Source organism: Pseudomonas mohnii, from assembly GCF_900105115.1.
GTDB classification, from domain to species: Bacteria; Pseudomonadota; Gammaproteobacteria; order Pseudomonadales; family Pseudomonadaceae; genus Aquipseudomonas; species Aquipseudomonas mohnii.
This window is the reverse complement of sequence record NZ_FNRV01000001.1, coordinates 2,093,022-2,113,946: the sequence shown is the minus strand read 5'-3', so window position 1 is coordinate 2,113,946 and position 20,925 is coordinate 2,093,022. Positions and strand designations below refer to the sequence as shown.

General features: G+C 59.4%; 21 protein-coding genes. 15 read left to right on the top strand and 6 right to left on the bottom strand.

The window, feature by feature from the left end; translation table 11 throughout:
• Positions 1 to 113 precede the first annotated feature (113 nt).
• Entirely contained in the window at positions 114 to 1,460 is a 1,347-nt protein-coding gene (locus BLV61_RS09915) for a carbohydrate porin (protein WP_090464579.1), read from the top strand.
• A 187-nt stretch (positions 1,461 to 1,647) separates the two neighbouring features.
• Positions 1,648 to 2,502: a D-hexose-6-phosphate mutarotase gene (locus BLV61_RS09910; protein ID WP_047532450.1), complete on the top strand. Its 855-nt coding sequence runs from the start codon at positions 1,648 to 1,650 to the stop codon at positions 2,500 to 2,502.
• A 144-nt stretch (positions 2,503 to 2,646) separates the two neighbouring features.
• Here the strand turns inward: BLV61_RS09910 and BLV61_RS09905 are convergent, their stop codons facing one another.
• The gene (locus BLV61_RS09905) at positions 2,647 to 3,507 is read right to left on the bottom strand and encodes a MurR/RpiR family transcriptional regulator (protein WP_170948639.1); all 861 of its coding nucleotides are present in this window, start codon (positions 3,505 to 3,507) and stop codon (positions 2,647 to 2,649) included.
• A 228-nt stretch (positions 3,508 to 3,735) separates the two neighbouring features.
• On the opposite strand from BLV61_RS09905, the gene zwf reads away from it, so the two are divergent.
• The 4 genes from zwf (at position 3,736) to BLV61_RS09885 (ending at position 7,501) form a co-directional block, all read left to right on the top strand.
• Positions 3,736 to 5,205: a glucose-6-phosphate dehydrogenase gene (gene zwf / locus BLV61_RS09900; RefSeq protein WP_090464576.1), complete on the top strand. Its 1,470-nt coding sequence runs from the start codon at positions 3,736 to 3,738 to the stop codon at positions 5,203 to 5,205.
• Positions 5,192 to 5,905 (top strand): 6-phosphogluconolactonase, encoded by a 714-nt coding sequence (gene pgl / locus BLV61_RS09895; RefSeq protein ID WP_090464573.1) that lies wholly within the window; start codon positions 5,192 to 5,194, stop codon positions 5,903 to 5,905. Before zwf ends, pgl begins: the two co-directional genes overlap by 14 nt.
• Before the next feature lie 17 nt (positions 5,906 to 5,922).
• A complete protein-coding gene (locus tag BLV61_RS09890; protein ID WP_090464570.1) occupies positions 5,923 to 6,588 on the top strand; it encodes a bifunctional 4-hydroxy-2-oxoglutarate aldolase/2-dehydro-3-deoxy-phosphogluconate aldolase in 666 nt (221 codons plus the stop codon).
• A gap of 196 nt (positions 6,589 to 6,784) precedes the next feature.
• Complete coding sequence (locus BLV61_RS09885) at positions 6,785 to 7,501, top strand: intradiol ring-cleavage dioxygenase (RefSeq protein ID WP_090464566.1); 717 nt, start codon at positions 6,785 to 6,787, stop codon at positions 7,499 to 7,501.
• A gap of 1 nt (position 7,502) precedes the next feature.
• On the opposite strand, the gene BLV61_RS09880 is transcribed toward BLV61_RS09885, so the two are convergent.
• Both BLV61_RS09880 and BLV61_RS09875 read right to left on the bottom strand, forming a co-directional pair.
• Positions 7,503 to 8,684 (bottom strand): aminotransferase class V-fold PLP-dependent enzyme, encoded by a 1,182-nt coding sequence (locus BLV61_RS09880; protein WP_090464563.1) that lies wholly within the window; start codon positions 8,682 to 8,684, stop codon positions 7,503 to 7,505.
• 23 nt (positions 8,685 to 8,707) lie between these two features.
• Entirely contained in the window at positions 8,708 to 8,944 is a 237-nt protein-coding gene (locus BLV61_RS09875; protein WP_008056784.1) for a DUF3820 family protein, read from the bottom strand.
• A gap of 204 nt (positions 8,945 to 9,148) precedes the next feature.
• Here BLV61_RS09875 and BLV61_RS09870 point away from each other — a divergent pair, with 204 nt between their 5' ends.
• From BLV61_RS09870 to BLV61_RS09855, 4 genes are all read left to right on the top strand, one after another.
• On the top strand, positions 9,149 to 9,616 hold the full coding sequence (locus BLV61_RS09870) for a ferritin-like domain-containing protein (RefSeq protein ID WP_090464560.1): 468 nt from the start codon (positions 9,149 to 9,151) through the stop codon (positions 9,614 to 9,616).
• A 155-nt stretch (positions 9,617 to 9,771) separates the two neighbouring features.
• A complete protein-coding gene (locus BLV61_RS09865) occupies positions 9,772 to 11,760 on the top strand; it encodes an FUSC family protein (protein ID WP_090464556.1) in 1,989 nt (662 codons plus the stop codon).
• Positions 11,747 to 11,953, top strand: a complete 207-nt coding sequence (locus BLV61_RS09860) for a DUF1656 domain-containing protein (RefSeq protein ID WP_047532442.1) — start codon at positions 11,747 to 11,749, stop codon at positions 11,951 to 11,953. The genes BLV61_RS09865 and BLV61_RS09860 overlap by 14 nt, the downstream gene beginning before the upstream one ends.
• Before the next feature lie 10 nt (positions 11,954 to 11,963).
• Positions 11,964 to 12,827, top strand: coding sequence for an efflux RND transporter periplasmic adaptor subunit (locus BLV61_RS09855; protein WP_047532441.1), 864 nt, complete (start codon positions 11,964 to 11,966; stop codon positions 12,825 to 12,827).
• Positions 12,828 to 12,878: 51 nt separating this feature from the next.
• Here the strand turns inward: BLV61_RS09855 and BLV61_RS09850 are convergent, their stop codons facing one another.
• Together BLV61_RS09850 and BLV61_RS09845 are read right to left on the bottom strand one after the other, a co-directional pair.
• Positions 12,879 to 13,349 (bottom strand): MaoC family dehydratase, encoded by a 471-nt coding sequence (locus BLV61_RS09850; protein ID WP_007974451.1) that lies wholly within the window; start codon positions 13,347 to 13,349, stop codon positions 12,879 to 12,881.
• A 41-nt stretch (positions 13,350 to 13,390) separates the two neighbouring features.
• A complete protein-coding gene (locus BLV61_RS09845) occupies positions 13,391 to 14,335 on the bottom strand; it encodes an alpha/beta hydrolase (RefSeq protein WP_047532440.1) in 945 nt (314 codons plus the stop codon).
• A gap of 250 nt (positions 14,336 to 14,585) precedes the next feature.
• Between BLV61_RS09845 and fadD2 the strand changes: the two genes are divergently transcribed.
• Entirely contained in the window at positions 14,586 to 16,274 is a 1,689-nt protein-coding gene (fadD2, locus tag BLV61_RS09840; protein ID WP_047532439.1) for a long-chain-fatty-acid--CoA ligase FadD2, read from the top strand.
• A 387-nt stretch (positions 16,275 to 16,661) separates the two neighbouring features.
• Positions 16,662 to 18,359 (top strand): long-chain-fatty-acid--CoA ligase FadD1, encoded by a 1,698-nt coding sequence (gene fadD1 / locus BLV61_RS09835; RefSeq protein ID WP_047532438.1) that lies wholly within the window; start codon positions 16,662 to 16,664, stop codon positions 18,357 to 18,359.
• Positions 18,360 to 18,411: 52 nt separating this feature from the next.
• Here the strand turns inward: fadD1 and BLV61_RS09830 are convergent, their stop codons facing one another.
• A complete protein-coding gene (locus BLV61_RS09830) occupies positions 18,412 to 18,789 on the bottom strand; it encodes a hypothetical protein (RefSeq protein WP_047532437.1) in 378 nt (125 codons plus the stop codon).
• Between the two features lie 200 nt (positions 18,790 to 18,989).
• Between BLV61_RS09830 and BLV61_RS09825 the strand changes: the two genes are divergently transcribed.
• The 3 genes from BLV61_RS09825 (at position 18,990) to def (ending at position 20,857) form a co-directional block, all read left to right on the top strand.
• Positions 18,990 to 19,181 (top strand): CsbD family protein, encoded by a 192-nt coding sequence (locus BLV61_RS09825; protein WP_047532436.1) that lies wholly within the window; start codon positions 18,990 to 18,992, stop codon positions 19,179 to 19,181.
• A 177-nt stretch (positions 19,182 to 19,358) separates the two neighbouring features.
• Positions 19,359 to 20,315 (top strand): YihY/virulence factor BrkB family protein, encoded by a 957-nt coding sequence (locus BLV61_RS09820; RefSeq protein WP_047532435.1) that lies wholly within the window; start codon positions 19,359 to 19,361, stop codon positions 20,313 to 20,315.
• A 2-nt stretch (positions 20,316 to 20,317) separates the two neighbouring features.
• Entirely contained in the window at positions 20,318 to 20,857 is a 540-nt protein-coding gene (gene def, locus BLV61_RS09815) for a peptide deformylase (protein WP_047532434.1), read from the top strand.
• The last annotated feature ends 68 nt before the right edge of the window (positions 20,858 to 20,925 follow it).

Genomic DNA, 20,925 nt, shown 5'->3' with positions numbered 1-20,925 from the left:
GCAGGCTCGCTCCTGCTGGGGGGAATCCGTGATGCGCGGCCTGTCGTGCATCACAACCGCTGTAACCGCGTTAGAAAAAGAAAAGTTAATAACAATAAAACGAGGATGTAGGGATGAAGACGAGAAACACGGCCCGGTTGATCTGCCAGGTCTCAGCAGCGGCGGCACTGGTTCTGGCCGGTAATGCGATGGCCGATGAGGCGTTCAGCTCCGACTCCAAGTGGATGACGGGCGATTGGGGTGGCGAGCGTACCAAGCTGATCGAGCAAGGCATCGACATCAAGATGGACTATGTCGGTGAAGTGGGCGGGAACCTCCATGGCGGGTTCAACGATGACAAGACCGCGCGCTACAGTGACCAGTTCGGCCTGGGGGCGGCGCTGGACCTGCAAAAACTGCTCGGTTGGGATAACACCCAGGCCAAGATCCAGCTCACCAACCGTAACGGTGAGAACATCTCCAACGATCGCATCGGCGACCCGCGTGCCGGCACCCTGAGTTCCTCCCAGGAAGTCTACGGTCGTGGCCATATGGTCCGCCTGACCCAGTTGTGGATTCAGCATCAATTCTTCGACAACAAGCTGGACGTCAAGGCCGGTTATTTCGGTGAGGGCGAAGACTTCAACACCTTCCCGTGCGAATTCCAGAACCTGGCGTTCTGCGGCTCCCAGGTGGGTAACTGGGCGACCAACATCTGGTACAACTGGCCGGTCAGCCAGGCGGCGATCCGCGTGAAGTACAACATCAATGACGAGCTCTACGCCCAGATTGGCGCGTACAACCAGAACCCGTCGCAGCTGGAGCACGGTAACGGCTTCAAGCTCAGCGGCAGCGGTACGGCGGGCACCGTGTTGCCGGTCGAACTGGTCTGGTCGCCGAAGGTCAACAGCCTGCCTGGCGAATACCGTGTCGGTTACTACAAAAGTACCGCCCCGGCCGATGACGTGCTTGAGGACGCCAATGGCCAGAACGCCGCGACCACCGGCCAGCCTTATCGCGTCCACGATAGCAAGCACGGCTACTGGTTCGTCGCGCAACAGCAACTCACCCGCCACAATGGCGATGCTTCTCGCGGTCTGAACATCGCCGCCAACGCCACTTTCCACGACAAGGACACCAACTTCATCGACAACTACCAGTCGCTGATGTTTGTGTACAAGGGCCCGTTCGACGCGCGTCCGAAGGATGACGTGGGCATCGGTTTCGCCCGTATCCATGTCAACGATGACGTGAAGAAAAACGCTGAGTTGGTCAATGCTTCCAATGGCGTTTCGGACTACGACAATCCGGTGTTCTCGCCGATTCGTGAAACCGAATACAACTACGAGCTCAACTACGGTTTCCACGTGACCAACTGGCTGACCGTGCGTCCCAACCTGCAATACATCACTCACCCTGGCGGTGTGGATGAAGTCGACAACGCATTGGTCGCCGGCCTGAAAATTCAGTCGGTGTTCTAACGCGGTTGCGATAAGCTCCTCTCTATGTGCGCATTTTTGCGGGCAGCCATGGCTGTCCGCTTTTTTTTGTGCGGCCCTGTGGCGAGGGGCTTGCTGTGGCGAGGGGGCGAGCTCCCTCGCCACAAAAAAAGCGCAAACAAGCTATTTGAATAGATGAGTTCACCCATGTTTTTCAGGACCGTGGCCCATGCTTGAGCATCCGCTACAACGCTTCTTCAAATCCTTGCGCGAACGACCGGTGTTTGCATGGGAGCGCTATCAGAAGCGCGACGTGTTGGTGATCGATCACCCGTTGTGTCAGGCGGTGTTCAGTCGCCAGGGCGCGCAATTGCTGCACTTTCAGCCCAAGGGGCAGAAGCCGTGGCTTTGGTGTGCGGCGAAGTGGCCGCAAGTCGGTGCCATCCGTGGTGGCGTGCCAGTGTGCTGGCCGTGGTATGGCCGTCATCCCAGTGAAAATGCCTGGCCGTCCCATGGCTGGGCGCGGCTGATCGACTGGAAGTTGATCGACAGCAGCAGTGATGATGACGGTGTGCGTTTGCACTGGCAGCTGGAACTGTGTGACTGGAAAGTGGATCTGCATGCGCACTTGGGCGAATGCATGGATCTGCGCCTGAGTACCGAGCATCAGGACGACATGCCGTGCCAGTTGAGTCAGGCTTTGCACGCTTACTGGCGTATTGGTGATGTCGGTGAGGTAGCGCTGTCTGGGCTCGAAGGCGCGCAAGGTTACGACCAGTTGAACCGTCAGGTTTGCCAGCAGGAAGGCGAGTTGCGCGTCGATGGCGGTTGTCAGCGGGTATTCCAGCATGACGGCGAACTGCAGCTCAACGACCATGCCTGGCAACGAGCGTTGTGCATCGATACCGGCGACACGGCCGACACGGTTGTCTGGCATCCGGGCTCACGGCCGTTGCTGGGGGTGAGCTGGAACGAGATATCCGAGTTCGTTTGCGTAGAAGCCGCAAGCGGCGGCACTGACAGCCTGTGCCTGAAACCGGGGGAGCGCGCGCATTTGAGTCTGCAGGCGCGGGTGGGGGCTTAGATGTGTGCTGTTGCTGCTGGCCCCACCGCTGGCAAGCCAGCTCCCACAGGTTTCATTGGCGTTCGCGAGTTTTAGGTTCGGCGCGGACACTGTGGGAGCTGGCTTGCCAGCGATGGGGCCGGATCTGTCAGCGCAAATGCTGGATCAATTGAACTCGTCGCCCACCGGATACCGGCTGGCATTCAGGCTCTCTTTGATCTTGCGCAGATGCGGCTGGAAATCCACGCCACGGCGCAAGGTCATGCCGGTGGCGAGCACGTCCAGCACGGTGAGCTGAATGATCCGCGAAGTCATCGGCATGTAGATGTCGGTGTCTTCCGGCAGCGGAATATTCAGGCTCAAGGTACTGGCCTTGGCCAGCGGCGAGTTCTCGGCGGTCAAGCCCAGCACCGACGCGCCGTTTTCCCGGGCGATGCGCGCCACTTCCACCAGTTCGCGGGTGCGCCCCGTGTAGGAAATGATCACGAACAACTCGCCGGTGTGCGCCACCGAAGCAATCATGCGCTGCATCAGCACGTCGGCATGGGCGGTCACGGCCAGGTTGAAACGGAAGAATTTGTGCTGCGCATCCAGGGCCACGGGGGCCGAGGCGCCGAGGCCGAAGAAGTGGATCTGCCGGGCCTGGATCAGCAGGTCGACGGCGCGGCTGATCAGGTTCGGATCGAGGGCCTGGCAAGCGCTGTCGAGGGAGGCGATGGCGCTGCCGAAAATTTTCTGGGTATAGGCTTCCGGATTGTCGTCGGCCTCCACCGCTCGGCTGACGTACGCCGCGCCGCTGGCCAGGCTTTGGGCCAGTTGCAGCTTGAGCTCGGGGTAGCCGCTGACGCCGAATGAACGGCAGAAACGGTTGACCGTCGGTTCGCTGACCGAAGCGGCCTGGGCGAGGGCGGCGATGCTGAAGCGAGTGGCCTGCTGTGGGTTGAGCAGGATCACCTCGGCGACTTTGCGTTCGGCCTTGTTGAGCTCTTCAAGGCGATTCTGGATCTGTTCCAGTAAATTTCGCACGCGGTCCATATGAGTTTCCTTGATTCACCGACGCCGATAAGCGCGCGGCTAATGCAAAAAGGGCCTTTGGTGTGGCCCATAACGGTGGCCTATCCTACTGATGGCTCTGACCGACCACCACTCGGAATCTGTATTTTGCGAAAATGTTGTGGTTATTACTACATTTTCCCTTGAGTGATGCCTTGAAAAAAGGTATTTGTAGCTTAACTTGATAAAAGAACAAACATCATGCCTTCGATTACGGTTGAACCGTGCACCTTCGCCTTGTTCGGCGCCCTTGGCGACCTGGCCTTGCGCAAGCTGTTTCCTGCCCTTTATCAGCTCGACGGTGCGGGCCTCCTGCACGAGGACACGCGGATCATCGCGCTGGCCCGTGAGCCGGGCGATGAACAGCAGCATCTGGCGTTCATCAGCGCCGAACTGCGCCGCTACGTCGGTGCCAAAGAGCTGGACGAAGCCGTGGTCGAACGCTTCCTGGCGCGCCTGAGCTACCTGCACGTCGATTTCCTCAACGCCGACGACTATGTGGCCCTGGCTGAAATGGCCGGCAGCGCGCAGCGGGTCATTGCCTATTTCGCCACGCCGGCAGCGGTGTATGGCGCGATCTGCGAAAACCTGGCAAAGGTCGGCCTGGCGGAAAACACCCGCGTGGTGCTGGAAAAACCTATCGGTTCGGACCTGGAATCCTCGCGCAAGGTCAACGATGCCGTGGCGCAGTTCTTCCCGGAAAACCGCACGTATCGCATCGACCACTACCTGGGCAAGGAAACCGTCCAGAACCTGATCGCCCTGCGTTTCGCCAACAGCCTGTTCGAAACCCAGTGGAACCAGAACTACATCTCCCACGTGGAAATCACCGTGGCCGAGAAGGTCGGGATCGAAGGCCGCTGGGGTTACTTCGACAAGGCCGGTCAGCTGCGGGACATGATCCAGAATCACCTGCTGCAACTGCTCTGCCTGATCGCCATGGACCCGCCGGCCGACCTGTCCGCCGACAGCATCCGTGACGAGAAAGTCAAAGTCCTCAAGGCGCTGGCGCCGATCAGTCCGGAAGGCCTGACCACTCAAGTGGTGCGCGGCCAATACATCGCCGGCTACAGCGAAGGCAAACCGGTACCGGGTTACCTGGAAGAGCCAAATTCCAACACCCAGAGCGACACCGAAACCTTCGTCGCCTTGCGTGCTGATATCCGCAATTGGCGCTGGGCCGGCGTGCCGTTCTATCTGCGTACCGGCAAGCGCATGCCGCAGAAGCTCTCGCAGATTGTCATCCACTTCAAGGAACCGTCGCATTACATCTTCGCTCCCGAGCAGCGCCTGCAAATCAGCAACAAGCTGATTATCCGCCTGCAACCGGACGAAGGCATTTCCTTGCGTGTGATGACCAAAGAACAAGGCCTGGACAAGGGCATGCAGTTGCGCAGCGGTCCGTTGCAGCTGAATTTTTCCGACACCTGGCGCAGTGCACGGATTCCCGATGCCTACGAGCGGTTGTTGCTGGAAGTGATGCGCGGCAATCAGAACCTGTTTGTCCGTAAAGATGAAATCGAAGCCGCGTGGAAGTGGTGTGACCAGTTGATCGCCGGATGGAAAAAATCCGGTGATGCGCCCAAGCCGTACGCGGCCGGGTCCTGGGGGCCGATGAGCTCCATTGCTCTGATCACGCGGGACGGGAGGTCGTGGTATGGCGATATCTGATTTGAAACTGCCTCAGGGCGTCAGCGCCCGTGAGTTCAAGAACCCGGTGCAATTGGCCGAAGGCCTGGCGCTGGGCGTGGCCCAACAATTGCGCGAGGCGATCGACACCCAGGGCACCGCAACGCTGGTGGTGTCCGGTGGTCGCAGCCCGGTGGCATTTTTTCAGCACCTGGCCAAGCAGCCACTGGACTGGTCGAACGTGGTGGTCAGCCTGGCTGATGAGCGTTGGGTCCCGGTTGAGCACGCCGACAGCAATGCCGGCTTGCTGAAGAAGTATCTGCTGCAAGGCCCGGCGGCCAAGGCGCAGTTCCTGAGTCTGTACAGCGCCACCGCCAACTTGGAACAGGCGGCCGACCAAGCGGACCGTTTGCTGGCTGAATTGCCGGCAATCGACGTGCTGGTGCTGGGCATGGGCGACGACGGTCACACCGCATCCCTGTTCCCCAATAGCCCGAACCTCGCCGACGCCTTGAAAGCCGATGGCACGCGTCGTTGCTACCCGATGCTGGCGCCGACCGTGCCGCATCAGCGCCTGACCATGAGTCGTGCGCTGCTGGCTTCGGCCAAACATAAAGTGCTGTCGATTTCCGGTCAGTCCAAGCTGACCACCCTGAACACCGCTTTGGCCGGCGACGATGTCGCCGAATTGCCGATTCGCGCATTTTTGCAACCCACGTTAGAGATTTACTGGTGCCCATGAGCCAAGGAACAGCCGCTATGAAAAACCCATCCCCGACCGTTTCCATGGCGGACAAAGTTGCCCTGATCGACGACCTCTGCGCCAGGGCGCGGATTCTGCCGGTCATCACCATCGCTCGCGAGCAGGACGTCCTGCCGCTGGCCGATGCGCTCGCCGCTGGCGGTCTGACCGCGCTGGAAGTGACTTTGCGTTCGCAGTTCGGCCTCAAGGCCATTCAGATCCTGCGTGAGCAGCGTCCGGAACTGGTGACCGGTGCCGGCACCGTGCTCGACCGCCACATGCTGGCGGCTGCGGAAGCTGCCGGTTCGCAGTTCATCGTGACGCCGGGCATTACCCGTGACCTGCTGGAAGCCAGCGTCGCCAGCCCGATCCCGCTGTTGCCGGGTATCAGCAATGCGTCGGGCATCATGGAGGGCTACGGTCTGGGCTATCGCCGCTTCAAGCTGTTTCCGGCGGAAGTCAGCGGCGGCGTCGCGGCCATCAAGGCCCTGGGCGGCCCGTTCGGCGAAGTGAAATTCTGCCCGACCGGCGGTGTCGGCCCGGCCAACATCAAAAGCTACATGGCGCTGAAAAACGTCATGTGCGTGGGCGGTAGCTGGATGCTTGATCCGGAGTGGATCAAGAACGGCGACTGGGCCCGCATTCAGGAGTGCACCGCCGAAGCTTTGGCGCTGCTGGACTGATCCGCTTCACCTGACACCTCGTTGTGTGTTCTACGGCTTTTCGGTGCGCTTGGTCGGCGCACCTTTTTTTGCCCGCAAAAAAGCAGGCGGGAGCGAGCCCGTTCGCTCCCACAGGGACATCATGCGATACATAGTTACCGCGTGACGCGTTTTGGCCAGTGCTAGCCTGCGTTCTTCTTATGGAAGAGAGAACGTCATGGACGACAACACCTCAGCAACACCCGTTTACCTGCTTTCACCGGAACAGATAGCCGGTCCCTATTTCCGCAATCCGAAACTGATCAGACGCAATATCAGCGAAGGCGCCGACGGCATCCCGTTGGTGTTGCGGCTGGCCATAGTGGATGCCATGACCGGCCAGCCCGTTCCCGATGCGCTGGTGGATATCTGGCACTGCAATGCGCGCGGGGCATACTCCGGTTGGAGCAAGGTCAATCCGGATGTGGAAGTCGATGCCGGAGACATCGGCTCGGTCCCGCGAACCGACGACGACACTTATCTGCGCGGCGGGCAATTCACCGACAAGAAAGGCATCGCCCGGTTCACCACGATCTGTCCGGGGTTTTATGCCGGGCGTGCCTTGCACATCCACGTCGCCGTTCGCATCACCAGCGGTAACAACTATCTGCAGGAGCGACACGTCGCCTGGGTGGGTCAGTTGTACTTTCCCGAGGTCGCCGCGCGCTCGGTGCTCAATGCCCGGGAGTACAGCGGTCGCGCCATCCCTGCATTGAGTAACGATCAAGACTTTTTCTACCAGAGCATGGGCGGCGAAGCCTCGACCTTGAACGTTCACACCCTCGCTCGAGACTCGAATGAAGACGGCTTTTTCGGGCAGATGACCATCGGCATCGACACCTTTGCAGTGTCATCCCAGATCAAGCCCGAGGACTTCGACAAGTACACGGTGTGAGTCAACTCAGTTCGGTCAGCGCCGTGATCAGTTGTGCCATGTCGGCAGCGGTGGTGGTCAGTCCCGGCGTAATGCGAATGCAGGGACCGCAGGCCGCACCGCTGCGCACCACGGTGAACAGGTTGTAGTCGTTGAGCAGCCGCTCGACCATCGACTGCTGATCGTTGTGTGCGGTGAAACGCATCGAGGCGATGCCGCAACAGAGTCTTGGGTCATCCGGTGTCAGCACTTCAATGCCCGACAGCTCACGCGCCGCTCGAACCCACAGGTTGCGCAGGTAGTTGAGCCGTGCACCCTTGGCGGCGGCGCCGCCCATGGCCCCATGCTCCTCCAGCACCAGCGGCAAGGTCAGCAACGCCGGGATGTTCGGGGTGCTGTAGGGCGTACGGGCGCGAATGTCGGTTATCGGGAAATGCATCTCGCCCATGTCCGGGTCGATGTCGCTCAGGCGTTCAGGGGCAATGTAGAGGAAGCCCAGGGTCAGTGGCGCACCGATCCATTTGTGCAGGTTATAGGCCGCGAAGGCGATGCCCAGCTCCTCGAGATCGAACGCCAACTGGCCCAATGCATGGGCGCCGTCGAGGATTACGTCGACCCCGTGTTCCCTGGCTGCGGCGGCAATCGCCTTGACCGGCATCACCAGGCCGGTGCGATGGGTGACATGGGTCAGGGCCATCAGCTTGAGCCGTGGATAACTCACGAAAGCTTCGCGATAGGTGGTCAGCAAACTGTCGAAACTGGCGGGATGCCGGTGTTCGATCTCGATCACTTCGACGCCACGGTGACGGGCCAGCCAGCGCATGGCGCTCTTGACCGTGTCGTATTCCAGATCACATACCAGCACCTGGTCGCCCGGCTGCAAGCGGTTGTAGTTGCGGATCAGTGACTGCAAGCCGTCCGAGGCGTTGCGTGTAAGCGCCACCGCGTCGGCGGGCACATCAATCAGTCCGGCCACCCGCGCACGGATCTTCAGGCCGTCGCTCGCCTCGAAGCGCTGGCGTACATAGACCGAGTTACTGCGGTTGATCAGTTCGATGTTGCGCTGATACTCCTCGACCACCGTGCGCGACATGCGTCCGAAGTAACCGTTTTCCAGGTTGATCGGGCCGGGCTGGACATCGTAGCGGTCGGCAAACGTCCGCCAGAAGGATTCATCACGGGCGCGGCGGGTGTTATCGGGCATGGGCAACTCGATGAGTGGACATTTCAGTGGCGTGGCGCGGGTTTGCCGTGTTTGGCACGCAAGGGTTCGAGCAATTCAGACAAACCGTTGTGATCTATTTCCTGCATCAGGGCCAGCAGACCGCCCAGCTCGCCGTGGGGAAATCCTTCCCGGGCAAACCAGTTCAGGTAGGGGCCGGGCAGGTCGGCAATGATTCGGCCCTTGTATTTGCCGAAGGGCATCTGGCGAGTTATCAGCAGTTCGAGCTTTTCAGGGTTCATCAATCAATCGCCTGGATTCAATCAGTCTGGAAAATACAGGCATTCTGCATGCAGGCCAAATGACAGATCATGCAAAAGAAACGGATACAGATTTAACCGATATTCATAACTACTTGAAATACAAGGAGTAATTGGTCGATAGAAAGCTGGCATGCGAGGTGCAACACCTATTGCAACTTTCATCCACCCGCAAGGAATTGAAAAATGACTGACATGAATAAAGAAGCGATTTCTGTACTCAACGACCTGATTGAAACCAGCAAGGACGGTCAGGAAGGGTTCAAGACTTGCGCTGAAGACATCAAACACCCTGAACTCAAAACCCTGTTCGTGCAACGTTCCGCAGAGTGCGCCACGGCGGCTTCTGAACTGCAAAGTGCGGTTCGTTCCATGGGCGGCGATCCGGAAACCTCCACCAGTGTCAGTGGTGACTTGCACCGTCGCTGGGTTGATGTGAAGTCGATGTTCACCGGCAAGGACGAAGAAGCGGTGCTCAATGAAGCCGAGCGTGGCGAAGACCATGCGCTGAAGGCATACCGAGACGCCATGGAAAAAATCAACAAGCATAACCTGGTAGGCATTCGCGACCTCGTTGAGCGTCAGTACCACGGCGTGCAACGCAATCACGATCAAGTGAAAGTCCTGCGTAACCAGGCACGCGCACGCTCGTAAGCGTACGTTTGCTGTCAAAAACGCCAGCCAGTCTGGCGTTTTTTTGTGCCTGTGAATTAGCGCTGGACGGGACATCGATAGCTAGCTAATAATTTGTTTCTCAAGTTTTCACTGAAGCCGTCTATCGTTAAATCGTCTTTCCAAGAGTCCCTTTCGTGCCCATCACTTTCCAGGCTTTATTGGCGCCTGACCTGCGTGCCGTGCAATTCGCGATCAAGACCCTGATCGGCGGAGGCCTGGCACTGTGGCTGGCCCTGCGCTGGGGGCTGGAGCAACCGGCCTGGGCGCTGATGACGGCGTTCATCGTGGCGCAGCCATTGTCCGGCATGGTGCTACAAAAGGGCCTGGCGCGGCTGTTGGGCACATTGATCGGGACGATCATGTCGGTGGTGTTCATGGGCGCTTTCGCCCAGACGCCGTGGTTGTTCCTGTTGGCCCTGGCGCTGTGGCTCGGACTGTGTACGGCGAGTTCGACCCTGCTGCGCAGCGCCTGGTCTTATTCATTTGTGCTGGCCGGGTACACGGTGGCGATCATTGCTTTGCCGGCCATTGCCCATCCGCTGACAGTGTTCGATCAGGCCGTGGCGCGATGCACGGAAATTTGCCTGGGGATTGTCTGTGCCACGGCCAGCAGTGCCTTGCTCTGGCCGATGCGGGTCGAGCTGCAACTGGCCGATCAGGCCCGTGCGGCCTGGCGCAGCGGTATGAACGCCGCGCGGGCGACCCTGGCCGGCGATGGCCAGGCGCGCAAGGACTTGCTGGAAATCCTCGGCAGAATCGTCGCGGTAGACGCCCAGCGCGAACACGCCTGGTTCGAAGGCCGTCGCGGCCGGCAACGTGCGCGGGCCATCAGCGGTCTGAGCCAGAAGTTGTTGATGTTGCTGCGCATCGCCCGTTCGGTTCGTCGTCAGTGGAAGCAGTTGGAGCCACAGGAGTCGGCGCAATTATCGCCCTGGATGCACGAAGTCCAGGAAGCGCTCGGCAGCGGCGATCCCGCGCCGTTGCAAGCCTTGCGCCCACGCTTGCTGGAGGCGTCCCATGCGCGGCATATCAGCTCCGCGCAAAGTTACTGCCTGGTGCGGTTGACCTTGTTGATGGACACCGCGCTGGCGGCCGGTACCGCGTTGCAAGCGGTGGAGCAGGGGGGGGAGTCCCTCGACCCGCCAAGATCCCTGACCCCACACCGTGACCTGTCCCTGGCGCTGGTGTTCGGTGCCCGCAGCGCGCTGGCCTTTCTGGTGGTTTCGTGTTTCTGGCTCGCGACGGCATGGCCCGCCGCGGCCGGGGCGCTATTGCTGACGTGTGTGGTGTGCAGCCTGTTCGCCAGCCGCGAGAACGGCGCGCAGATCGGCATGAGTTTCATGCGCGGGATTTTTCTGGCCCTTCCGGTGGCGTTTATCGTCGGACAGATTCTGCTGCCGCAATGGAGCAGTTTCGCGATGCTCTGTCTGGGCTTGGGCGTGCCATTGTTTTTCGGAGCGCTGGGCATGGCCAAACCGCAGATTGGCGCCACGGCGACTTCGTTCTGCCTGCACTTCATTGTGCTGGTGGCGCCGTTGAATCAGATGAAGTTCGACGTCGCCGTGTTTTTCAACAGTGCACAAGCCATGGTGATAGGCGTCGGTGCGGCGGTGCTGGCGTTTCATTTACTGATCCTGCGCAACCCGACCTGGCATGCTCGACGCCTGTTGGCCGCGACCCTTGGCGACCTGGTACGCCTGACCCGGCGCAATCTTGCCGGCGCCGAGAGCTGGTTCGGCGGACGCATGGCCGACCGTTTGCTGCAATTGGCGCGGCTTTATCCGGAGCTGCCGGAGCCAGCACGCAGTCGCTGGGACGATGGCTTGCTCGGCCTGGATATCGGCGATGAATTGTTGCACCTGCGCTTGAGCCTGGCAGTGGCGCAGGTGCCGCTGACCGCACCGCAACGGCAATACCTGGAGCACCTGGAAAAAGTCCTGCAACAAGGTCCGGCTGGCAGTCGCGCCGAAGCGTTGGCCGAGCCGAGCCAAGCCTTGCTGCAATCCTTGTACGCCTTGCCCCCCGATGACGCGGTGAAGCTGGCCCAGGGCGCGGTGCTGCAATTGCAAAACAGCTGGCGTGCCTGGTGCCGCCAGCAGGAGGACGTCGATGGGCTTGCGTGAGTGGTCGGTGGGCGGGGTACTGCTCAGCCCGTTTCTGATTTATGTGGTGCTGGCGTTGCTGGTGACCGGCGCTTTGCGCCTGTTGTTGCGGTTGACCCCGGTGAGCCGCTGGATCTGGCATGAAGCATTGTTTGATTGCGCCTTGTACGTCTGTGTATTGACCGTGATTACCTTCGTCCTCGGTCCCTTATAAGGAGTTGAATATGCGTACCTCCGTACGTGTCGCGGTAACCCTGTGTCTGGTGGCGGTGGCGATTTTTGCCGGGTTCCATTTATGGCAGTACTACATGCTCACGCCCTGGACTCGCGACGCGCGAATTCGTGCCGATGTGGTGGTGATTTCCCCGGACGTGTCGGGTTGGGTGCGTGAACTCAAGGCGTATGACAACCAGCAGGTGAAGGCCGGCGACCTGTTGTTGAGTATCGACCGTGACCGTTTCGAAGCCGCGCTGGAAAAGGCCCTGGCGGTGGTGCAGACCCGTCAGCAACAACTCAATCTACGCGAGCGCGAAGCCAGCCGTCGCGCCAGCCTCGGGCCGCAAGCGATCAGCGCCGAACTGCGTGAAAACGCGCAAATCAACGCGGGCATTGCCCGTGGCGAACTGCGTGAAGCCCAGGCCGAAGCCAAGATGGCACAAATCAATCTGGACCGCAGCCAGGTCTACGCGCCGCGCAATGGCCATATCACCAACCTGCGCCTGGCCGAAGGCAATTATGTGAATGCCGGGCAATCGGTCATGGCGTTGATCGACGATTCGACCTTCTATGTGCAGGCATATTTCGAAGAAACCAAACTGCCGCGGATTCGCGTCGGCGATCCGGTGAAGGTCTGGTTGATGAGCGCCGGGGAGGCGTTGCAGGGACATGTGGAAAGCATCAGCCGCGGGATTACCGATCGCAATACGACGCCTGATGGTCAATTGCTGGCGGAAGTGGAGCCGACCTTCAACTGGGTCAGGCTGGCGCAACGGATTCCGGTGCGGATCAAACTGGACCACGTGCCCGAAGGGCTGAATCTGAGTGCGGGGATGACGGCGAGCGTGCAGGTGCAGGAGGGTGCGCGCTAGATTGTGCCCGTGGCGAGGGAGCAAGCTCCCTCGCCACGGGTCAGGGGTGGATCAACCGATGCTGATGGCCGGCAACTCGGTCAGGGTCACGCTCTGCTGTTTGCGCGGCGCCAGAATTTCCGCTTCGCCATCCACTACCAGTTCATCACGCTGGTTGAACACGCGGGTGGCAATGCGCACCCGAAACTTCGGCAGCTTTTCGAGAATCTCCAGACGCACGGTCAGGGTGTCGCCAATTTTCACCGGCTTCTGAAAGCTCATCTGTTGACCGATATAAATCGTGCCCGGCCCGGGCAACTCGCAAGCCACTGCCGCACTGATCAGCGCGCCGCTGAACATGCCGTGGGCGATACGTTCCTTGAACATGGTGCTGGCGGCGTATTCGGCGTCCAGGTGTACCGGATTGTGGTCGCCCGACATCGCGGCGAACAACTGGATGTCGCGCTCTTCGACGGTCTTGCTGAAGCTGGCGGTCTGGCCGACTTCAAGGGCTTCGTAAGGGGTGTTGGTAACCTGGGTCATCTGTCTCAATTCCTGTGACGAATAAAAAAATTCACAAAAAACTATTCGGCTCGGTGTGGACGACGATGGCTCAAGACCTGGGCGATCCAGGCCAGCACATCGGCGGTCACTTCATCGCGGTTGCTTTCATTGAACAGTTCATGCCGCGCCTGCGGGTAAATAGTCAGTTGCAGGCTCTGGCTGCCGGCCTTGCGCAAGGCATTGGCCAGATCTGTCAGACGTTTGCCTTCGCTCACCGGATCACATTCGCCGCCAATCACCAGCAACGGCAGGCCCGGATCGATCTGAGCGAGATTGGACGCTTTGCTGATTTGCTGCAACCCGCCGAGCAAATCGATCCACAGCTGATTGGTGCAACGGAAGCCGCAGAGCGGATCGTTGGCGTACAAGTCGACCTCCTTCGGATCGCGGCTGAGCCAGTCGAACCGGGTACGCGCCGGTTTGAACTTCTTGTTGAACGAGCCGAATGACAACCATTCGATCAGGGCGCTGCGGCCCTTGGGGCCTTGGCGCAGGCGTTCGAACCGGGCGATTTGCCGCGCCGCGCGATAAAGCGCAACGGGCTGGAAATTCGATCCACTGAGAATTGCCCCATGCAGGCTGGCACTGTGATGCAGCAAATAAGCCTGGGCAATGTAGCTGCCCATGCTGTGACCGAGCAGCACAATCGGCATGTCGGGATGCTGCTGGCCGATGTGCTGGTTGAGGCACGCCAGATCACCCACCACTTTGCTCCAGCCATCGCTATCGGCGAAATGACCGAGGGTCCCGTTTTCGGCAGTTTTGCCATGTCCGCGCAAATCCGGCGCATACACGCCGTAACCCTGTTCGCAGAGTTTTTCCGCCAGACGCGTATACCGCCCGCTGTGTTCCGCCATGCCATGAGCCAGCAAAATCAATGCCTTGAGACTGCCTGCCGGTAGCCACTGGTTGACGAAGAGACGGCTGTGATCGCTGGTGGTCAGCCAGAAAGTGTCGTGGATCATGGCGTTTCCTTTGCTGGGGCATGGTACTTGCGGCTTGCAACCCAAGTGTATAGCGCATCCTGCGTCGGGCGTCTGATCTGCTCACGCCATGGGACGAAGATTCACACGATCTATGACGATCGTGCGCGTATTTGCCTGATTCGACATAGCTGCTAGTGTCCGTGAAGCTCCGCTTTTCGCTTTCTGCTTTTAAGAAATGACAGAGACAGAAAAGTGGCCCGGATAGGTTCAGGTAAAGAGGACAAGAACAATGCAACCTGATTTCTGGAATGACAAACGCCCGACCGGTGTGCCCCTGGACATTGATACGGGCGCCTATAAGTCGGTGATCGAGGTGTTCGAACGTTCCTGCAAGAAGTTTGCGGATCGCCCGGCGTTCAGCAATATGGGTGTCACCCTGACCTACGCTGAGCTGGAACGCTACAGCGCCGCCTTCGCCGGTTACCTGCAAGCCCACACCGACCTGGTGCCGGGGGATCGCATCGCGGTGCAGATGCCCAACGTCCTGCATTACCCGATCGCCGTGTTCGGCGCATTGCGCGCCGGGTTGATCGTGGTCAACACCAACCCGCTGTACACCGCGCGGGAAATGCGTCATCAGTTCAAGGACTCCGGTGCCCGGGCGCTGGTGTACCTGAACATGTTCGGGCAGAAAGTCCAGGAAGTGCTGCCCGATACCGACCTGCAGTACCTGATCGAAGCGAAGATGGGCGACCTGATGCCCGCCGCCAAGGGCTGGCTGGTCAATACCATGGTAAGCAAGGTCAAGAAAATGGTCCCGGCCTATCACTTGCCCCAGGCGATTTCCTTCAAGAGTGCACTGCGCCTGGGCCAGGGCCTGGGGATCAAGCCGTTGAACGCCGGCCTCGATGACATCGCGGTGCTGCAATACACCGGTGGCACCACCGGCCTGGCCAAGGGCGCGATGCTGACCCACGGTAACCTGGTGGCCAATATGCAGCAGGCGCGGGCCTGTCTCAGTCAGACCGCTGTCGACGGCCACCCACTGCTGCGCGAAGGACAGGAAGTGATGATCGCGCCGCTGCCGCTTTACCACATCTATGCCTTCACGGCGAACTGCATGTGCATGATGGTGACCGGCAACCACAACGTGCTGATCACCAATCCACGGGACATCGGCGGCTTTATCAAGGAGCTGAAAAACTGGCGGTTCTCGGCATTGCTGGGGCTCAACACGCTGTTTGTCGCGTTGATGGATCACCCGGATTTCAAGACCCTGGATTTCTCCAGCCTCAAGCTCACCAACTCCGGCGGCACCGCACTGGTCAAGGCCACCGCCGAGCGCTGGGAGCAAATGACCGGTTGCCGCATCACTGAAGGCTACGGCCTGACGGAAACCTCGCCCGTGGCCTGCACCAACCCGTATGGCGACCAGTCGCGCATCGGCACGGTTGGCTTGCCGGTGCCGGGCACCACGCTGAAGGTCATCAACGATGAAGGCGTCGAGCAGCCGTTGGGCGAGCGCGGCGAGCTGTGCATCAAAGGCCCGCAGATCATGAAGGGCTACTGGCAGAAGCCCGAAGCCACCGAAGAAGTGCTGGATGCCGAGGGCTGGTTCAAGTCCGGCGACATTGCCGTGATCGACCCGGACGGGTTTGTGCGTATCGTCGATCGCAAGAAGGACATGATCATCGTCTCGGGTTTCAACGTGTACCCGAACGAGATTGAAGACGTGGTCATGGCCCACCCGAAAGTCGCCAACTGCGCGGTCATCGGGGTGCCGGACGAGCGCTCGGGCGAAGCGGTGAAGTTGTTTGTGGTGGCCCGTGAAGCGGGAGTCAGCCTTGAAGAGCTGAAGGCGTACTGCAAGGAAAACTTCACGGCGTACAAAGTGCCCAAGCACATCGTGTTGCGTGAGTCGTTGCCAATGACGCCGGTGGGCAAGATCTTGCGACGGGAGTTGCGTGATATCGCTTGATCGATGAATGGCCGCGCTTTGCGTGGATCGGTGTAGGAGCGAGCTTGCTCGCGATTGTCTTGAACGATGACGCGTAGAACCAGATGCCCCGCGGCGGTCTCCAGTTTTTCGCGAGTAGGCTCGCTCCTACATTGATTTAAGCCCCGGTTTTCGGGGCTTTCAGCGCTTTATAGAATCTTTACTCTAAAATGACCGCTTGTCATTCTTGAGTCACAAAAGTGACCGTAGAGGCCGCTTTTGGCTCTAGTCGACCCTTGGCAAAGCTGCTACTCTCGGCGCGCTTTGTGACTTCTCGGCCTTGTAAAAAGCCAGACTCACCAATAATCACACCAATAATAATCGCATCAAATGCGGTGCTGAATTCGCGTTGCTGAGGAGTGGGCTTCCATGAACGAAGACTTTTGGAAGGATAAGTACCCAGCTGGAGTTGCTGCCGACATCAATCCAGACGAGTACCCGAATATTCAGGCAGTGTTGAAGCAATCCTGCCATCGCTTCGCCAACAAGCCGGCGTTCAGCAACCTGGGCAAGACAATCACGTACGGTGAACTGTACGAATTGTCCGGTGCCTTTGCGGCTTACCTGCAACAGCATACCGATTTGCAGCCCGGCGATCGAATCGCCGTGCAACTGCCCAACGTGCTGCAATACCCGATTGCCGTCTTTGGTGCCATCCGCGCGGGCTTGATCGTGGTCAATACCAACCCGCTGTACACCGCGCGGGAAATGGAACACCAGTTCAACGATTCCGGTGCCAAGGCCTTGGTGTGCCTGGCCAATATGGCGCACCTGGCCGAGACCGTCGTGCCGAAAACCGGCGTCAAGCACGTGATCGTCACCGAAGTGGCCGACCTGCTGCCACCGCTCAAGCGCCTGCTGATCAATAGCGTCATCAAATACGTGAAGAAGATGGTCCCGGCGTACCACCTGCCAAAAGCCGTCAAGTTCAATGACGTATTGAGCAAGGGGCATGGTCAGCCAGTGGCGGAAGCCAGCCCGGCCAGCAGTGACGTGGCGGTGCTGCAATACACCGGCGGCACCACCGGCGTGGCCAAGGGCGCCATGCTGACCCACCGCAACCTGGTGGCGAACATGCTGCAGTGCAAGGCACTCATGGGCTCCAACCTCAATGAAGGTTGCGAGATCCTGATCACGCCGCTGCCGCTGTACCACATCTATGCCTTCACCTTTCACTGCATGGCGATGATGCTGATCGGCAACCACAACATCCTGATCAGCAACCCGCGCGACTTGCCGGCGATGGTCAAGGAGCTGTCGAAGTGGAAGTTCAGCGGTTTCGTCGGCCTCAACACTCTGTTCGTGGCCCTGTGCAATAACGAAGGCTTCCGCAAGCTGGACTTCTCGGCGCTGAAAGTGACCTTGTCCGGCGGCATGGCCCTGCAACTGGCGGCGGCCGAGCGCTGGAAAGCCGTCACCGGTTGCGCCATCTGCGAAGGTTACGGCATGACCGAAACCAGCCCGGTGGCGACGGTCAACCCGATCCAGAACATTCAGATCGGCACCATCGGCATTCCGGTGCCATCGACCCTGTGCAAAGTCATCGACGATGCCGGTGTTGAACAGCCAATGGGCGAAATCGGCGAACTGTGCGTGAAAGGTCCGCAGGTCATGAAGGGCTACTGGCAGCGTCAGGACGCCACCGATGAAATCCTCGACAGCGAAGGCTGGTTGAAGACCGGGGACATCGCGCTGATCCAGCCGGATGGCTACATGCGCATTGTCGATCGCAAGAAAGACATGATCCTGGTGTCCGGTTTCAACGTTTACCCGAATGAACTCGAAGATGTACTGGCAACCTTGCCGGGCGTGTTGCAATGCGCGGCCATCGGCATTCCGGACGAGAAATCGGGGGAGGCGATCAAGATCTTCATCGTCGCCAAGCCAGGCGTGACGCTGACCAAGGAGCAGGTAATGGAGCACATGCGCGCCAACGTCACCGGCTACAAGGTGCCGCGCTCCGTGGAGTTTCGCGATGCATTGCCGACCACCAACGTTGGCAAGATCCTGCGTCGCGAGTTGCGTGATGAAGAGTTGAAGAAGATCAAGGCGAAGAACGCCGCCTAATCAAAAAGCCCCGCAGACGCGGGGCTTTTTGTTGGTGCTCTTGTGGCGAGGGTTATTGCCGGAACGGCGCGAAATTGACGTTGGTGCCCGCCGGGCGCATGTCCTGCAGGTACGAGTCCTTGTCGGCGCTCAGTTCCAGGCTCAATGCGGCCTTGCGCTTGCCCTGGTTGCGCACCACCAGACCTTCGAGCTTCTCGCGCAGGAATACCGTCGGCACTTTCAGGTGCAACAGTTCGTCGGTTTCCGGGGCGTGCATCAGCAGGTGAATCCACTCGTACTGACCAATGGCCAGACGCGCGACCGGAATATCGAACCACCAGATGTTGCGGTTGCGGTTCAATTCGGTGAAGTGGCAGTTGTTGACGCCAAGCACTGCACCGCCGAGTTCCTGGTTTCTGCGGGCAATGGCCTGCTTTTTATCGAGTTTCATAACATTCCTACGGGATTGGATCTTCAGCGCCATGGCCTGAATACGTTGCGGCATTCTCGGGGGTTGCCGGGCAAACATAAAGCCCAACCTGCGCTGAACGATGAAATGTCGGGACGAAAATAAATGAAACTCCGTGCAAACGCTTCCGGTCAACCTTGTGTAACGACCTTTTTCATCGAGATGTTCACAGGAGAAACACCATGAGCAGCACTGGCGATAAAGTAAAAGGCATGGCCAACGAAGCAACCGGTAACGTCAAGCAAGGCGTGGGTAAAGTCACCGGTAACGACAAAATGCGCGCCGAAGGCGTGATGCAGGAAAAGAAAGGCGAAGCCCAGCAAGCCGTTGGCAAAGCCAAGGATGCCCTGAAGAAAGGCATCGACAAGGCATAACCCAGCCTTTAATAAAGGTAAGAAACGGCCATCCGCGGATGGCCGTTTTTGTGTCAGCCTGAACTTGAGGGCTGAAATTGTTTCAAAGGCGCCAGCTAGAGTATTTTGATGTAGACAACGGCCCTTGAGTCGCCACGACTTAACCCACCATTTTGTTTGCGGCGAAAGGAGACGCTAATGATTTTTCCGGACATGAAAGGTCTGCCCTTGCACCGTGTGATGGTGCGCACGGTCACCGAGTTCATCGACGACGAGATGTCGACCTATGCCTCGGCGCTCGCCTATCAAATGCTGTTTTCGCTGTTTCCGTTCATTCTGTTCCTGATCGCCCTGATCGGCTTCCTGCACCTGCCGGACTTCTTCTCCTGGTTGCGCCTGCAATCGGAACTGGTACTGCCGCCCCAGGCCCTGGAGCAGGTGAACCCGGTGATCGACCAACTCCAGCAGTCCAAGGGTGGGCTGCTTTCTGTGGGTATCGTGATCGCCCTGTGGACGGCCTCTGCCGGCGTGCGGCTGATGATGAGTGCGATGAACGCCGCCTACGATGTGGTCGAAGGCCGACCGGCGTGGAAGCGTGTCCCGCTGTCGATTTTCTACACCGTCGGCGTCGCCGGCATGCTGTTGATCGCCGCCGCATTGATGGTGCTCGGGCCGCAAGTGATGAGCTGGATCGCGGCGCAAGTCGGCCTCGAATATTTCATTGTCACGCTCTGGACCATCGCCCGCTGGCCGGTGATCGTGATTCTGCTGATGGTGGCCGTGGCGCTCATCTACTACGTGATGCCCGACGTCAAACAGGAGTTCCGCTTCATCACGCCCGGCTCGGTACTGGCCGTGGTGGTGTGGATCATCGCGTCCCTGGGCTTCGGTTTCTACGTCAAGGAGTTCGCCAACTACAACGCCATGTATGGCAGTATCGGCGCGATCATCGTGCTGTTGCTGTATTTCTATATTTCTTCTGCGGTGCTGTTGCTCGGTGCCGAGATGAATGCGGTGATCGAGCACATGTCCAAGGAAGGCAAGGACCCGGGCGAAAAAGTCCCCGGCGAGCAAGGCCCGAGCATCGAACCCAAACACCATGTGTCGGGACTGGGCCGGGACCACTCGCTCAAACCAACCACTGACGAAGCCTGAGCATGATCCGTGAAATTCTGAAAATGGGCGATGAACGCCTGCTGCGCATTGCCCCGCCGGTGCCGGCCGAGATGTTCGACAGCCCGGAACTGTGGCAATTGATCGACGACATGTTCCAGACCATGGAAAGCGTGGGGGGTGTCGGCCTCGCCGCACCGCAAATCGGCGTCGACCTGCAACTGGTGATCTTCGGCTTCGAGCACAGCGAGCGTTATCCGGAAGCCGAAGCCGTGCCGCAGACGATCCTGATCAATCCGTTGATCACCCCGCTGAGTCCGACGCTGGAAGAAGGTTTCGAAGGCTGCCTGTCGGTGCCCGGTTTGCGCGGCGCCGTGGATCGTTATCAACACATCCGCTATGAAGGCTTCGATCCCAAGGGCGAGCCCATTGTGCGCATCGCCTCGGGTTTCCATGCGCGAGTCGTGCAGCATGAGTGTGATCACCTGATCGGCCGGTTATACCCGTCGCGCATCAGCGATTTCAGCAAGTTCGGTTTTACCGAGGTGATGTTTCCGGACCTTGATCCGAACGCCGACGATTGAATCCTCAACAAGACCACTGTGGGCGCGAGCGTGCTCCCACAGGTGATCTCGACGCTATTGTCACTCGC